The sequence below is a fragment of the Phytobacter sp. genome (genome assembly GCF_059074235.1).
This window is the reverse complement of the sequence record NZ_JCACPZ010000006.1, coordinates 457,628-471,064: the sequence shown is the minus strand read 5'-3', so window position 1 is coordinate 471,064 and position 13,437 is coordinate 457,628. Positions and strand designations below refer to the sequence as shown.

Sequence of the window (13,437 nt, the reverse complement as noted above, 5' to 3'; positions counted from 1 at the left end):
TAGGGTACTCAGAACGCCAGGGTTCTGTTCAACAGGCGGTACAGCGCCTGCGAATCGGTTGAATTTTTTGTCTTTGTTATAAATTCATCATTCATGAGCATCCGTGCGAGGGTCGAAAAGTACTTCATGTGTTCAGTATCAGATGCCGTTTCACTGATGGTGAGCAGGAAAATGGTATCGACCTCCTGCCCTCCCCAGAAAACCGGTTTCGTGAGCTTTGCCACGCTGATGGAGGAGTCGCTGGCATGGCCCGATCTCGCATGCGGAATGGCAAAGCCATTGCCGGCAACGGTGGGAAAGGGTTCTTCGCGACGCCAGACGTCATCGCATAATTTGTGGCGGTTATCGGTACGACGGTGTAACCAGAGGTTATCCACCATCTTTTTGAGTACGTCGTTTTTATCCATCGCCTCCAGCGTCCACAGCATCAGTTCGGGGGCAAGTAACGGCTTTTTGTCCAGCGCAGTCACATCCGGTGAGAGCAACATCTGCTTCACCGATTCCGAACGTTTTGCCTGCAAGACCTCGTGCACTAACGCCTGACATTTCGGCAGGCTAAGCTCGCGTAGCGCCTGTTTGATGGCGGGAATTGACGGGCTGTTCATACTCAGCTCATCAAAACCCATCCCGGTCAGCACCGGTAAAAACGCACTGCTGGCGGCAATTTCACCGCAAAGTCCGATCCATTTTCCCGCCCGGTGCACCTCGTCGACGGCGAACTGCAGAGCACGTAAAAAGGCCGGGGCATGATTGTCGTAAATATCGCGGGTCTGCGTGTTTCCCCGATCAGCAGCAAACAGGTATTGCGTCAGGTCGTTGCTGCCTACGCTGAAGAAATCGGCAAACTCGGCCATTTCCGGTACCGAAAACAGCACCGATGGGACTTCCAGCATTACACCGAGCGCAATGTCATCGTTAAACGCCACACCCTGTTCGCGCAGTTCCGCTTTTGCCTGTGCAAGCTGCTCACGACACCAGATGATCTCTTCGACATGCGCCACCATTGGGATCATCACTTTCGCATCACCGAGTACCGATGCCGCCAGAATCGCTTTCAGTTGCTGCATAAAGAGTGCATGCAACTGTGGATAGGTTCGCACCGCCCTGAACCCCAGAAACGGGTTTTCCTCTTTTTTCTGTTGCAGGTAGTCAACGGGCTTGTCGCCGCCGATATCAAAGGTACGAAAGATAACAGTCTTACCGTCAGCCGCCGCCATTACCCGGGAATAAAGCGTCACCAGTTCGTGATAATCAGGCGGCTCAGGCCTTTCCATAAACGACATTTCGGTACGAAACAGACCAATACTTTCCGCGCCATTTTCAAAGGCCGCCGTCGCCTCTTCAAGGCTGGCAATGTTGGCGGCAATCTCCACCCGATGCCCTTCTGCGGTCATGGCCGGCGCCTGTACGCTCGCCAGCAGGCGCTGCTGCATGTCGTGGCGCACCTCTCTTTCATTGCGGTAATAGTGCAGTACCTTTTCATTTGGTGCGGCAATCATTCCCCCCAGATCACCATCGACCACGATCTCCTGCTCCGGGCGCAGCGACAGCCCAGAAAAATCAATATCGACCAGCGTAGGAATGCCAAGAGCGCGCGCAAGAATAGCCGTGTGGGACGTTTTACCCGCGCGGGAGAGCACAATGCCCGCCAGCCAGTTTTTATTCAGCGCCAGAAACTGGCTGGGGGTCAGGCTGTTGGCAAATACCACCGACGGGCGGTTGAGGATTAACGGGCGCTGCGACACCGCATCGGCACCGTACAGTTGGGTTAACAACTGCAGGGCGATATCAAACACATCCAGCGTGCGTTCATTGATATAGCGGCTTGCCGAGCCGCTTAACGTTTCGCAACTCGCCATTGATGCCTGCACGACCGCAGACCAGGCGTTCTGATGGTCACTGATATAGCCATTCAGCGTGGCAAGAAACTGCGGATCGGCAATCAGCGAAATGTGAGCCTGAAGAATGTCATGTTCAAGGCTGCGGGTGGTGTTGAGCAGAGTTTCTTTTTCGCGACGGAGTCTTAGCAATGCTTTGCTGATGCGCGCTTTTTCACCTTCGACGCTAAAAGCACCGCCGGGATTGCGCGCGAGGAGTTCCACCAGCGTCAGGTTGTGGAAGATAACCGGTCGGGCAATCGCCACGCCGCCGCTGACACGGGTTCCGGCAATAAACTCAGCCTGGGTTTCCAGCAGTGAACGGGGGAGATACCCCTCCGCCAGCGCAGAGCACTCTTCCTGCCCCTCTTTCCAGGCATCAAGCTGGTTCAGCAGATCCGTGAGTTGCACCGATGCCGTGTGCTCGTCGTCCCCTTGCAGGACGATTTCACAGATATCTCCCAGCAGCGTATCGGTGGCAATGATCGCCAGCGCGCTTTTGGCGTTGGCGGTGAGATGCGTGCGGGTGTTTCGCCACTGCACATCGGCGGAAAACAGATTGCACAAACGCTCAATGTACCCTGCTGGCCGGGCGTGAACGCCTTCTTTCAACACGCATTTCCAGGTGAATGCCACTGACATAACGACGACTCCCGACAGCCTCAGATTGACGTTGCTAAACCGGATGATGCCCGGACGATCGGCCTACTATCCTTCACTGTTCTCTCGGGAGTTAACATAGTAAAAATGTCACCTTTACTTAAAAATAGTGACCTGTTTACAGTTTTGTGACTTTTGTCATATCGACTGACGGGTGTTTTTTAACCTTTAAACTGCCCGGCATCGATACCGAACTGTTTCATCTTCCGCCAGAGGGTGGTGCGCCCGATATTGAGTAATACTGACATCTCCTGCACTCGCCCACGCGTCACCCGTGCGGCATGAATAATGGCCTCTTTTTCGATGGCCGAAAATGCCAGGCTGGGTGGCTGAATAGTGGCATGACTCTGTTCGCTGACGCGTTCGTTGAACAACCAGTCCGGCAGACTACTGAGGCGGATATGCCCCTGCTCGCTGCCAATGGCGATATTTTCAATCACGTTTATTAGCTCGAAATCATTACCGGGCCAGGAGTAGGCGACCAGCTGTGCCAGTGCATCATCATCCACTCTCAGGGGCGATGAAAATCGACGCTCAACGCTACGCAGACGGTGTTGTACCAGCGCCGGGATGCTCTCTCGCCGTTCACGTAGCGGAGGAATGGCGATTTCAAAGGCATGCAGCGCATAGTAAAGCTGGCGGCTAAAGCGGTTTTGCTCCACCAGCGTTGCCAGGTCAACCGTGGTGGTGGCGATCACTTTGATGTCTACCGGGATCATGCGTCGGGCGTCAAGGCGGGTGAGCACGCCCTGCTTCACGACCTGTAACAGGGCCGATTGCAGTTCCGGTGCGAGGTATTCAATTTTTTCCAGAAACAGGGTGCCACCGTGGGCCAGTTCCAGGCGACTCAACCGCCCTTTTTCGTTTTCGGTCGGCGCACTGCCCATAAAGTCCTGCCCCTGCGCACCATCGGCATAAAGCTGACAGTTCACGGCTATGTATGGGCCATCCGCACGCTCACTCTCATTATGGATGGATTGCGCCAGGCGCTCCTTTCCTACCCCTTCTTCACCATAGAGCAAAACGGGGAAGCTGCCGCGCGCCGCCTGGCGACCAAACTGGATCATACGCCGGGTTTGCGGATCGTCAGCGGGGAGTTGTTCAAACGTCTGGCTGACTTTGCCCAACTGGCTGGTCATCAGTTGACGCATCTGTTCGACCGGGTGCAATAACAGAATAAAGCTGTTGCCCTGAGATTCAACAATGGGTTTGAGGGTCACAACAGCATCCACAAACTGGTGGCGGATCTCGAAGGTCACTTCCGCATGGCTGACAGAACGAGCCTGTCGGGTGGCACGTCGCAACAACGCAGGTAGCGTCAGCAGGTCATTGATATTCTTCCCCTGGCACGCCTGCACATCCAGTTGTAGCATCCGCGCAGCCTGAACGTTGAGGAACTGCAATACTCCCTGTTCATTCCAGGCCATGACCCCGTCGTCCATGCTCTCCAGCAGGCCATACATCTGATTCAAATGGCGGTTCGATTCCGCAAGCAGACTGTCGGTAAGCAGCGAATTACCTATCTCGCGGGCAGTGGCAAGCGTCAGAGAAAGATCGGCCGGGGATGCCTGTTCAACGGTACAACACAGCGCAATAGAGCCGAACAGGCGACCGTGGTTATCAAAAACCGGTGTCGAGCAGAACGCCCACGGAAAAAGTGCCTCTTTAAAATGTTGTGTCCCCAGTGTCCTGACAGGCTGACCCAGCATGGCCGCCAGTGACAATGCGCAACTGCCAATGATACTTTCCGCACAATAACTGCCGTCCTGAAAACCCAGCGAACCCAGTGCGGCAAGGGTCGACGGGTGTCCGCAGCGGCTCAAAATACAGGCGGACTCATCCATGATAAACAGTGCACAGGGCCGCCCGTCCATGTACTCCCACGCATCCTCCAGCGCAGCCTGGCCCACTGTCAGCAAACCAGTTTTACGCCGGGTAATCGAGGCGAAAGTCAGCCCCTGCGCCCGGTGCGGGAGGCCCCAGTTTTCGCGCTGCATGATTTTTTCGCAGCGCTGCCACGACTGGGCGATAAATGTTGAAGCTTCCTGCTCTGTTTTCATTATCGGTAGAGTCATACCGGTTTCCTGTTTGCGAGATGTTTGCTCCTCACCCCGGCCCTCTCCCCAAAGGGCCGAGGGAACGGGATCGAGTGCGTGCTTGCCTTGCAGGAAGGTAAAGAATCCCCGCGCTGAAAAGATTGTCTGGCCTCTCATTTCGCGTAAAACCCGTTGTTTTATGTTCCATTCTGGAACATTTTTCTGCGCTGACGTTTCACTCTGGAACAGATTTAGCGGGTGATTTTCTTTTCTCTCCACCAGGCGAGAATCCTTTCATCGGCCATGGACATGTCTTGCAGTTGGCCCTTATCGACTGGCTACCCTCGTAACCTTCTACGGACGCTGAATAATGAAAAAACTGATTAACCGTGTGGAAGATGTATTAAGTGAACAACTGCTTGGCCTCGTTAAAGCCCATCCCGAGCTGAAGCTCAATCAGGACCCCGTATTTGTCACCCGCGCTGATGCGCCCGTAGCCGGGAAAGTGGCGCTGTTGTCGGGTGGTGGCAGCGGTCATGAACCGATGCACTGCGGCTACATTGGGCAGGGGATGCTCTCCGGCGCGTGTCCGGGTGAGATCTTCACTTCGCCGACGCCCGATAAAATGTTTGAGTGCGCCATGGCCATCGACGGTGGCGAAGGCGTGCTGTTGATCATCAAAAACTACACCGGGGATATTCTTAACTTCGAAACCGCCACCGAACTGCTGCATGAAAGCGGCGTGAAAGTCACCACCGTCGTGGTCGATGACGACGTTGCAGTGAAAGACAGTCTTTACACCGCCGGGCGTCGTGGCGTGGCGAACACCGTATTGATTGAAAAACTGGTCGGTGCTGCCGCTGAACGTGGCGATTCGCTGAAAGCGTGCGCGGAACTTGGGCGCAAACTTAACAACCAGGGGCACTCCATCGGCATTGCGCTGAGCGCCTGTACCGTGCCTGCTGCCGGTCAGCCATCCTTTGTGCTGGCAGATAACGAGATGGAGTTTGGCGTGGGCATTCATGGCGAGCCCGGTATCGATCGCCGCGCATTCAGCTCGCTCGATACTACTGTTGATGAGATGTTTGCCGTGCTGCTGGAAAACGGTAACTACAGCCGGACGCTACGCGAATGGGACAGTCATGCCGGTAGCTGGCAGGAAGTGAAACAGAGCAAACAGGCGCTGCAACGCGGCGACCGGGTGATTGCGATGGTCAACAACCTCGGCACAACCCCACTTTCTGAACTGTATGGCGTTTATAACCGACTGGACACCCGCTGCCAGGAAGCCGGTATCGTTATTGAGCGCAAACTGGTGGGCAGCCTTTGCACCTCGCTGGACATGGGCGGTTTCTCCATCACCCTGCTGAAAGTGGACGATGAAACCCTCGCCCTGTGGGATGCCCCGGTTCACACCCCCGCTCTCAACTGGGGAAATTAAGGAATACGTTATGTCACTGACCAGAGATCAGATTGTTGACTGGCTTTATCGCTGCGGCGACGTCTTTACCAAAGAAGCCGATTTTCTCACCGGCCTGGACCGGGAAATTGGCGATGCAGACCACGGACTCAATATGCACCGGGGTTTCAGCAAAGTGGTGGAGAAACTGCCTGCGATTGCCGACAAGGACATTGGCTTCATTCTGAAAAACACCGGGATGGTCCTGCTCTCTAACGTTGGCGGCGCCAGCGGTCCGCTGTTTGGCACCTTCTTCCTGCGCGCGGCACAGGCCACTCAGGCACACCAGAGCCTGACGCTGCCGGAAGTGCAGCAGATGATCCGTGAAGGGGCTGAAGGCGTTGTCGGGCGCGGCAAAGCAGAGCCTGGCGATAAAACCATGTGCGACGTCTGGCTACCGGTCGCGGACGCGCTGGAAAGTGCCAGCACCCACGGGTTGACGATTCCGGCAGCGCTCGACGCGGCCAGTCAGGTCGCGGAGCAGGCCGTACAGGCAACCATCACCATGCAGGCGCGTAAAGGTCGCGCCAGCTATCTGGGTGAGCGCAGCATTGGACACCAGGATCCAGGTGCGACCTCGGTGATGTTTATGGTTCAGATGTTGGCTGCAGCAGCCCGTCAGTAAAAGGAAATGGCGATGGTTAATTTAGTAATCGTTTCTCATAGTGCTCTACTGGGCCAGGGCGTCGGGCAACTGGCGCGGCAGATGCTGATGGGAGAAGGCTGTAAGTTAGCCATCGCCGCTGGAATTGACGATCCCGATAACCCCATCGGGACAGATCCCATCAAAGTGATGGAAGCCATTGAATCTGTTGCTGATGCCGACCACATTCTGGTGATGATGGACATTGGCAGCGCGTTATTAAGTGCGGAAACCGCACTCGAACTGCTGGATCCGGACATTGCCGCTAAAGTGCGCTTATGTGCCGCTCCGCTGGTTGAAGGTTCGCTTGCCGCCACGGTCAGCGCCGCCACCGGCTCCGGTATTGAAAAAGTGATGGCCGATGCAGAGCATGCGCTGGAGGCTAAGCGTGTACAGCTTGGGCTTGCGCCTTCGGAAAACACACCGGTCACAGAGCCCGGCATGCCGGACGATGCCTCATCCATCAGTGTGGTGATAAAAAACCCTAATGGCCTGCATGTGCGCCCGGCGTCCCGTCTGGTTGCTGCCCTGGCGGGTTTTAAGGCGACGCTGATGCTTGAAAAAGCAGGCAAACGCATCAAACCCGACAGCATCAACCAGATTGCCCTGCTCCAGGTACGCTGCAATGACAACCTAAGATTGTTGGCGTCTGGACCAGAGGCCGAACAGGCACTGAGCGCCTTTAAGCGTTTGTCAGAAGCGCATTTCGGTGAAGAGATTAACGCAGCAACAAAGCCTGCTGAAACCCCAGTCAGCGCGTCGGGTCTGGCACTGCGCTATGCACCTGCGGTTATCCCGCTGGCTCAGGCCACGGTGCGCTCAGTGGAAGAAGAAATCGCCCGACTGGAACAAGCCATTGCTCAGACGCTTGGCGACCTTACTGAATTAACCCGGTTGGCGGAGGCAAAATATTCCGCGGAGATTGCGGCCATTTTTTCCGGTCATCATACCCTGCTGGACGATCCGGAACTGCTCGCCAGTGCCAGCCAGATTGTGCAGCAAGGGAAATGCACCGCCGAATGGGCATGGCACCAGACGCTGACCGATTTAAGCCGCCAGTATCAACAACTCGACTCCCCGTACTTGCAGGCGCGTTATATCGACATTGACGACTTGCGCCACCGCACGCTGATGCATCTGGCAAACAATGTGGAGAGCTTACCCGCCCTGCTGCACCCGACGGTGATTATTGCCGACGATATTTTCCCGTCCGTGATGCTGCAACTGGATAAAGCCAAGGTTGCCGCCGTTTGCCTGAAACACGGCAGCCCCCACTCCCACAGTGCCATCATCGCCCGTGAAGCGGGGATTGTCTGGCGTAGCCAGCAGGGTCACGCACTTGATGCGGTCAGAGGCGGAGAGTTGTTGTCGGTGGGGAATTAGCGACACTACCCCGCCGCATTGGCCCTGTCATAGGCCGACTGCGCGGCGGACATGGCATCCATATTGTCTTCCACCCAGAGCGTGAGCAGAGACACGGTCTGGGTCAGCGTCTGTCCCAGGGGCGATAAACGGTATTCCACCGTGACCGGCACCGTCGGGAATATCTCCCTGGATATCAGTCCGTCACGCTCCAGTTTACGCAGCGTTTGCGTCAACATTTTCTGGGTAATCCCGCGAATGCTGCGTCTTAAGTTATTAAATCGATGCGGCCCCCGCTCCAGACATCCCAGCACCAACAGCGCCCATTTGTCCGCCAGACGCGACAGCACGTCGCGTGTTGGGCAGCGATCGTCATAGATGTCATAGGGTATTTGCAGATTATTCATAACGATAGTGACTCTTTATAGGTTTCCTCGAGGGAACTTAGTGGCGATCGAGTGCCTTCTTTCGTGCCCGTAAGATAGCGTGTATAACTCGCATCAGGTATCTATTTGATACTAAGGCGCGCTGAATGGCAAAGCGTTTGCTCATACCCATAACACCTGTTTTCTTTCGGTCACGCTATCGCGTTCACCGCGAGATATAAAAAGAGATCGCACCGTGTTGAATAAATTTGATGAGACTTTTACTCGTTACACCAACCACCCAGACTTTGGCCGGTTGCTGCTGCGTTTGACCTTCGGCATTTTGATGCTGTTTCACGGTGTGGCAAAAGTCAGCCACGGTGTGGACTGGATTTCAGCGATGCTCGAAGCCAAAGGACTGCCCGGTTTCATCGCGCAGGGTGTGTATATCGGGGAAATCGTCACACCGATTCTTATCATCATTGGCTGGTTGACCCGCCCGGCGGCGTTTATTTACGCGTTCAACATTGTGGTCGCAACGCTGCTGGTCGGTACCGATAAGTTCTTCACGCTGACCAAAGTAGGCGCGTGGGGACTGGAAAGCGAAGCGCTCTATTTCCTGGGCGGCCTGTGCATCATGTTCCTGGGCGCAGGTAAATACAGTTTGTCAGGCAATAAACACTAAACCATTCATTTTTGAGGGATTACACATGACTATTGCTGTCGTTTATTTTTCCGGCTACGGCCACACCTCTCTGGTAGCAGAAAACGTCGCCGCAGGGGCAAAAGCGCAACTGATTGCGATTAATGAAAACGGTGAGATTACTGAACAGGACTGGCAGACGCTGAATGACGCCAAAGCGATCATCTTTGGCGCGCCTACCTACATGGGCGGTGCACCCTGGCAGTTTAAAAAATTCGCCGATGCCACCTCGAAAGCCTGGTTTACCCGTAGCTGGCAGGACAAAATTTTCGCCGGTTTCAGCAACAGTGCCAGCCTGAATGGAGACAAACAGGTGACCTTGCAGTATCTGCAAACTCTGGCCTCTCAGCACGGTGGTCTGTGGGTGAGTCTGGGCCTGGCTCCCGCGAATACACTGGCGTCCTCCCGTGAAGATTTGAACAATCTCGGCGGTTCGGTTGGTCTGCTGGTGCAGTCTCCGTCTGATGCCGGTGCGGATAAGATCCCGGCGGGTGATTTGGCGACGGCAACCAAATTCGGTGAGCGTGTCGCGGCAATTGCAGCACGTTTTAACTGATTTAGTTGTTCAAAAGGGAACCTTTCTGTATGAGGAAAGGTTCCCTTTCACTGTCTCAACTGTTAGCGATACACAATCCCGCCATCAATCAGAATCGCCTGCCCGGTTACATAATCAGAATCCGGACCTGCCAGATACGACACCAGGCTTGCCACGTCATCCGGCGTTTCGGCACGGCCCAGAGCAATCCCTTCAACGTATTTCTTGTAGGTTTCACCCACTGGTGCACCCGTGATATCGGAGAAGCGCTTGTCGATTTCAGTCCACATGCCGGTACCCACAATCCCTGGGCAATACGCATTCACGGTAATGCCACGGCTGGCATACTCTTTGGCCGCAGCCTGGGTCAGTGCACGCACTGCAAATTTGGTCGCCGAGTAAATGCCCAGCATCGCAAAGCCGTCGTGCCCGGCGATAGAACAGGCGTTAATGATCTTGCCTTTCTGCTTACGCTCTATCGAATTTCTTCGCCGCCGCCTGAATACCCCACAAGGTGCCCTGCACGTTGATGCGCATAATGCGATCCACCTCTTCCGGGGTAACATCCGAGAGCGGCTGCACCTGGGCAATACCCGCATTGTTGACGATGATGTCAAAGCCGCCCAACTCGCGTTCTGTCTGCGCGATAGCTTCGTAGACCTGCTCACGGTCGGAGATATCGGCCACAAACGTGGCTGCTTTGCGCCCTAGCGCCCGGACTTCAGCCGCAACCGCTTCCAGCTCGTCGGCTTTCATGTCCACCAGCATGACTGATGCGCCATCTTTTGCCAGACGCAATGCAATACCGCGACCAATCCCCTGACCGGCACCGGTTACCAGCGCGACTTTATTTTCGATAGCCATACTTTCTTCACCTCATCCTGATAGAAAAAACGCTGCATTAACAACAGCATGATGTGGAATTACAGTACCGCCCGCGCGAGGGGTGGCCTACCCCCTCTGATGGGGGGGTAGGCACGATGGGCGAATGTGTTATCAGGCGTGTAGCGCTGGTTCTGACGCAGCGTCCTTGAGTACACTCGGGGAAAGAAAGAATAACGAGGTCACGGTTTTATGACGTTTATTTCCCCTGGTGGTCCGTTGACCACGGAGAACCTTGACGACGCCCCTTTTCGCTTTACCCACAAACTTCCGCTGATCCTCACCAAGCTCACTCCGCCCCGCACACCGGGAACATTGTTGCAACGCGATCGCCTGCTCACCCTTCTGGACAGCGCCACCACCGCCAGTCTGACGCTGGTTTGCGCCGCCGCCGGGTTCGGTAAAACGACGCTGCTGGCTCAGTGGTACCGCGCGCGCCTGCAACAGGGAGACGCGATGGCCTGGCTTAGTCTGGAAGAGGATGACAACACTCCCGCACTGTTTATCCGCTACCTACTGGCCGCACTGCGGCCGATGTGTCCGGCGCTGGATGAGGCGTCTGCACATACGGCCCCCCACACCAGCCAGGCAGACTATCCTCTGTTTCTGGCACAACTCGCCAATGCGTTACACACCTGCTCCGATCCGGTTTTTCTGATCCTCGATGACTATCACACCCTGAGCAATCCTGAGATTCATCACGGAGTAAGCTGGCTGGTTCACCATGCTCCAGCGTGTCTGCATCTGATTATTGGCAGCCGCAACCGACTGCCCTTTACCCTGAGTCGCCTGCAGATTCAGGAGCAGTACGTGGAAATAGATGACCAGTCGTTGCGTTTCAATCTGGCTGAAGCGCAGGGCTATTTTGCTCTGACGGAAAAAAACACCGTTAAGCAGCAGGAGATCCCGCAGTTGCTATCACTCACCGAGGGGTGGATCGCCGGCATGAAGATGGCCTCACTGGCCCCGCATGACGGCAAAATGGTTCATCACCTTGCGGGGGAACTGCGCTCAGGCTCGCGATCAATTACCCGCTATCTGGACGAGGTGATTTTTGCCCCGCTACCACCCGCGGTGCTTCAGTTTTTAATGCAAACCTCGATTCTCAATCGCCTGCACCCTGATTTATGTGACACTGTCACGCAAACTACAGACGGTAAAACCATGCTTGCCTGGATTGAACAGCATAATCTGTTCGTCAGTGCGCTCGATGAAGGTGGACTCTGGTTTCGCTATCACCCGCTGATGCGTGATGCGCTCCGGGCCCGTCTGCAACTGCGCGATGAAAGGGATATTGCTCAGTTACACGAGCGAGCAGGTAACTGGTTTGCCGCCCAGCAACTCTGGGCTGAAGCGATACGCCATGCACTGGCGGCCGGAAAATCGGTCACCCTTCACGCTGAAGTGGGCGCGCAGTCGCTGGCTGAAGAAGGCGATATTGATACTATGGTGCGCTGGATACGCTATCTGCCCGCCACGCCGGATCCCTCCCGCGTTGAACTGCAACTCAATCTGGCCTGGGCATTAGCGCACCACTTTCGTTTCGACGACGCCCGTCAGTTGCTCGACGCCATCGATGCAATGGAGTCCGCTCAACGTCAGCCGCTGGCACGCTCAACCCGTGTCAAACAGCAAGTCGTGCGTGCTATCTGCGAAGCCTTTGCCGATAACATCACCGACAGCATTGCCATCGTCGAGCCTCTCCTCGCGCAAGTGCCCTGCGGGGATGTCTGGGTTGACGGGCTGGTTTGCAACATCCTCAGTTATTGCCACCTGGCACTCGCCCAACCCCGCAAGACACTGGACGTGCAGCAACAATTCCCCGTCGGGATGACCAAAAAACGCAATATGTTTATCGAGGTTTACCGGGCATTCGTGCTGTCGCTGGCCTGGTTGCGTCTGGGCAATCTTGATGAGGCAGAACGCCAGGCAACGCAGGCATTGCGCCTGGCAGAGCTTCAAACCGGACTCAACTCCAGTAGCAGTGCGACCCTTGCCCCGCTGCTGGCTGCCGTTGCCTGGGAGCGTGGCAACGATGCCGCAGCCCACGCGCTATTAACACCGCTCCTGAGTATGATTGACGACGTTTGTCCGGCCGATGGCGTCAGTCTGTGTTACCGAATTCTGGCCCGCCGTGCGCATTTGAACGGCCAGCGGCCTGAAGCTCAGGCGTTGTTGATGCATGCCGAACAGTTGTCACTCCGCCGGGGTTGGTGGCGTACCCGCGTCGCGCTGCTCGCCGAACGGGTGAAGCTGTTACAGGAGGCCGGAGAGACACACGGTGCCCGTCAGGCTTTTGACACGCTGACCGGGCTGGCTCGCGAGTCAAATAACGTTGTTGCCCGTTGGCATAGCCTCCTCAGTGAAAGCCGCCTGCTGCTGGCAGAAGGTAAATCGCGAGTTGCGGCTGCCCGACTCGATGAAGTGATAATGGCGCAAGAAGCCTGTGGTGAGACGTTATCTGCCCTACGCGCCAGATTGTTGCAAGCGGTGGCGTTGTGGCAAGCCGGTGACGCTAAACAGGCAGCAAGGGGCTGCACGCCTGCGCTTGCGCTCGCCGTAGAGCAAAAGCTTTCGCAGAGCCTGCAGGATGCCGGGCCGGATCTGCCCCTTCTTCTTGCCTGGATGCGTGAACACCGGGAAGGTGCAGATAGCGTGTCGGGCGCAGAAACCCTACTGGGAATTGTCCCTCAGCCAGATACGCTACGGCTGACTGAGCGTGAGCAACAGACGCTGCGCCTGATTGCCGAGGGCAACTCCAATAAAGCCATCGCCCGCACGCTCGGTATTTCCGTCGAAACGGTGAAGTGGCACCTCAAGCAGCTTTACGAAAAGCTCGATGCGAGTGGGCGTATTCAGGCAGTGAATCAGGCGAGGAAACTGGGCGTGTTGGTGTAATTTACCCTGCCCTCGGC

Annotated in this window: 11 protein-coding genes; 6 read left to right on the top strand and 5 right to left on the bottom strand. The window is 55.9% G+C overall.

Annotation, left to right across the window (positions count from 1 at the left end):
- Positions 1 to 8: 8 nt before the first annotated feature.
- Positions 9 to 2,519: a phosphoenolpyruvate--protein phosphotransferase gene (ptsP, locus tag AC5JPW_RS16965; RefSeq protein ID WP_494242184.1), complete on the bottom strand. Its 2,511-nt coding sequence runs from the start codon at positions 2,517 to 2,519 to the stop codon at positions 9 to 11.
- Between the two features lie 179 nt (positions 2,520 to 2,698).
- Positions 2,699 to 4,612 carry a dihydroxyacetone kinase operon transcriptional regulator DhaR gene (gene dhaR, locus AC5JPW_RS16960; protein ID WP_494242183.1) on the bottom strand — a complete coding sequence of 638 codons (1,914 nt, stop codon included), beginning with the start codon at positions 4,610 to 4,612 and terminating at the stop codon, positions 2,699 to 2,701.
- Between the two features lie 331 nt (positions 4,613 to 4,943).
- Here dhaR and dhaK point away from each other — a divergent pair, with 331 nt between their 5' ends.
- From dhaK to dhaM, 3 genes are read left to right on the top strand one after another with little or no spacing between them, the layout of a single operon-like run.
- Positions 4,944 to 6,014 (top strand): dihydroxyacetone kinase subunit DhaK, encoded by a 1,071-nt coding sequence (dhaK, locus tag AC5JPW_RS16955; RefSeq protein ID WP_494242181.1) that lies wholly within the window; start codon positions 4,944 to 4,946, stop codon positions 6,012 to 6,014.
- Positions 6,015 to 6,024: 10 nt separating this feature from the next.
- On the top strand, positions 6,025 to 6,657 hold the full coding sequence (dhaL, locus tag AC5JPW_RS16950) for a dihydroxyacetone kinase subunit DhaL (protein ID WP_494242179.1): 633 nt from the start codon (positions 6,025 to 6,027) through the stop codon (positions 6,655 to 6,657).
- 12 nt (positions 6,658 to 6,669) lie between these two features.
- Positions 6,670 to 8,058, top strand: coding sequence for a dihydroxyacetone kinase phosphoryl donor subunit DhaM (dhaM, locus tag AC5JPW_RS16945; protein WP_494242177.1), 1,389 nt, complete (start codon positions 6,670 to 6,672; stop codon positions 8,056 to 8,058).
- A gap of 5 nt (positions 8,059 to 8,063) precedes the next feature.
- Here dhaM and AC5JPW_RS16940 read toward each other — a convergent pair whose 3' ends face one another.
- On the bottom strand, positions 8,064 to 8,444 hold the full coding sequence (locus tag AC5JPW_RS16940) for a winged helix-turn-helix transcriptional regulator (RefSeq protein WP_494242175.1): 381 nt from the start codon (positions 8,442 to 8,444) through the stop codon (positions 8,064 to 8,066).
- Between the two features lie 214 nt (positions 8,445 to 8,658).
- Between AC5JPW_RS16940 and AC5JPW_RS16935 the strand changes: the two genes are divergently transcribed.
- Both AC5JPW_RS16935 and AC5JPW_RS16930 read left to right on the top strand, forming a co-directional pair.
- Positions 8,659 to 9,087, top strand: a complete 429-nt coding sequence (locus AC5JPW_RS16935; protein WP_494242174.1) for a DoxX family protein — start codon at positions 8,659 to 8,661, stop codon at positions 9,085 to 9,087.
- 25 nt (positions 9,088 to 9,112) lie between these two features.
- Positions 9,113 to 9,661, top strand: coding sequence for a flavodoxin family protein (locus AC5JPW_RS16930; protein WP_494242172.1), 549 nt, complete (start codon positions 9,113 to 9,115; stop codon positions 9,659 to 9,661).
- A gap of 62 nt (positions 9,662 to 9,723) precedes the next feature.
- On the opposite strand, the gene AC5JPW_RS16925 is transcribed toward AC5JPW_RS16930, so the two are convergent.
- Positions 9,724 to 10,206, bottom strand: coding sequence for an SDR family oxidoreductase (locus tag AC5JPW_RS16925; RefSeq protein WP_494242170.1), 483 nt, complete (start codon positions 10,204 to 10,206; stop codon positions 9,724 to 9,726).
- On the bottom strand, positions 10,109 to 10,504 hold the full coding sequence (locus tag AC5JPW_RS16920; RefSeq protein WP_494242168.1) for an SDR family NAD(P)-dependent oxidoreductase: 396 nt from the start codon (positions 10,502 to 10,504) through the stop codon (positions 10,109 to 10,111). The genes AC5JPW_RS16925 and AC5JPW_RS16920 overlap by 98 nt, the downstream gene beginning before the upstream one ends.
- A gap of 210 nt (positions 10,505 to 10,714) precedes the next feature.
- On the opposite strand from AC5JPW_RS16920, the gene AC5JPW_RS16915 reads away from it, so the two are divergent.
- The gene (locus tag AC5JPW_RS16915; protein ID WP_494242166.1) at positions 10,715 to 13,420 is read left to right on the top strand and encodes a winged helix-turn-helix domain-containing protein; all 2,706 of its coding nucleotides are present in this window, start codon (positions 10,715 to 10,717) and stop codon (positions 13,418 to 13,420) included.
- Positions 13,421 to 13,437: the final 17 nt, after the last annotated feature.

Excerpts from the sequence above, each read along its gene's own strand:
- ptsP (WP_494242184.1), bottom strand. The coding sequence starts at position 2,519 with ATGTCAGTGGCATTCACCTGGAAATGCGTGTTGAAAGAAGGCGTTCAC.
- dhaR (WP_494242183.1), bottom strand. The coding sequence starts at position 4,612 with ATGACTCTACCGATAATGAAAACAGAGCAGGAAGCTTCAACATTTATC.
- dhaK (WP_494242181.1), top strand. The coding sequence starts at position 4,944 with ATGAAAAAACTGATTAACCGTGTGGAAGATGTATTAAGTGAACAACTG.
- dhaL (WP_494242179.1), top strand. The coding sequence starts at position 6,025 with ATGTCACTGACCAGAGATCAGATTGTTGACTGGCTTTATCGCTGCGGC.
- dhaM (WP_494242177.1), top strand. The coding sequence starts at position 6,670 with ATGGTTAATTTAGTAATCGTTTCTCATAGTGCTCTACTGGGCCAGGGC.
- AC5JPW_RS16940 (WP_494242175.1), bottom strand. The coding sequence starts at position 8,444 with ATGAATAATCTGCAAATACCCTATGACATCTATGACGATCGCTGCCCA.
- AC5JPW_RS16930 (WP_494242172.1), top strand. The coding sequence starts at position 9,113 with ATGACTATTGCTGTCGTTTATTTTTCCGGCTACGGCCACACCTCTCTG.
- AC5JPW_RS16925 (WP_494242170.1), bottom strand. The coding sequence starts at position 10,206 with ATGTTACCCCGGAAGAGGTGGATCGCATTATGCGCATCAACGTGCAGG.
- AC5JPW_RS16920 (WP_494242168.1), bottom strand. The coding sequence starts at position 10,504 with ATGGCTATCGAAAATAAAGTCGCGCTGGTAACCGGTGCCGGTCAGGGG.
- AC5JPW_RS16915 (WP_494242166.1), top strand. The coding sequence starts at position 10,715 with ATGACGTTTATTTCCCCTGGTGGTCCGTTGACCACGGAGAACCTTGAC.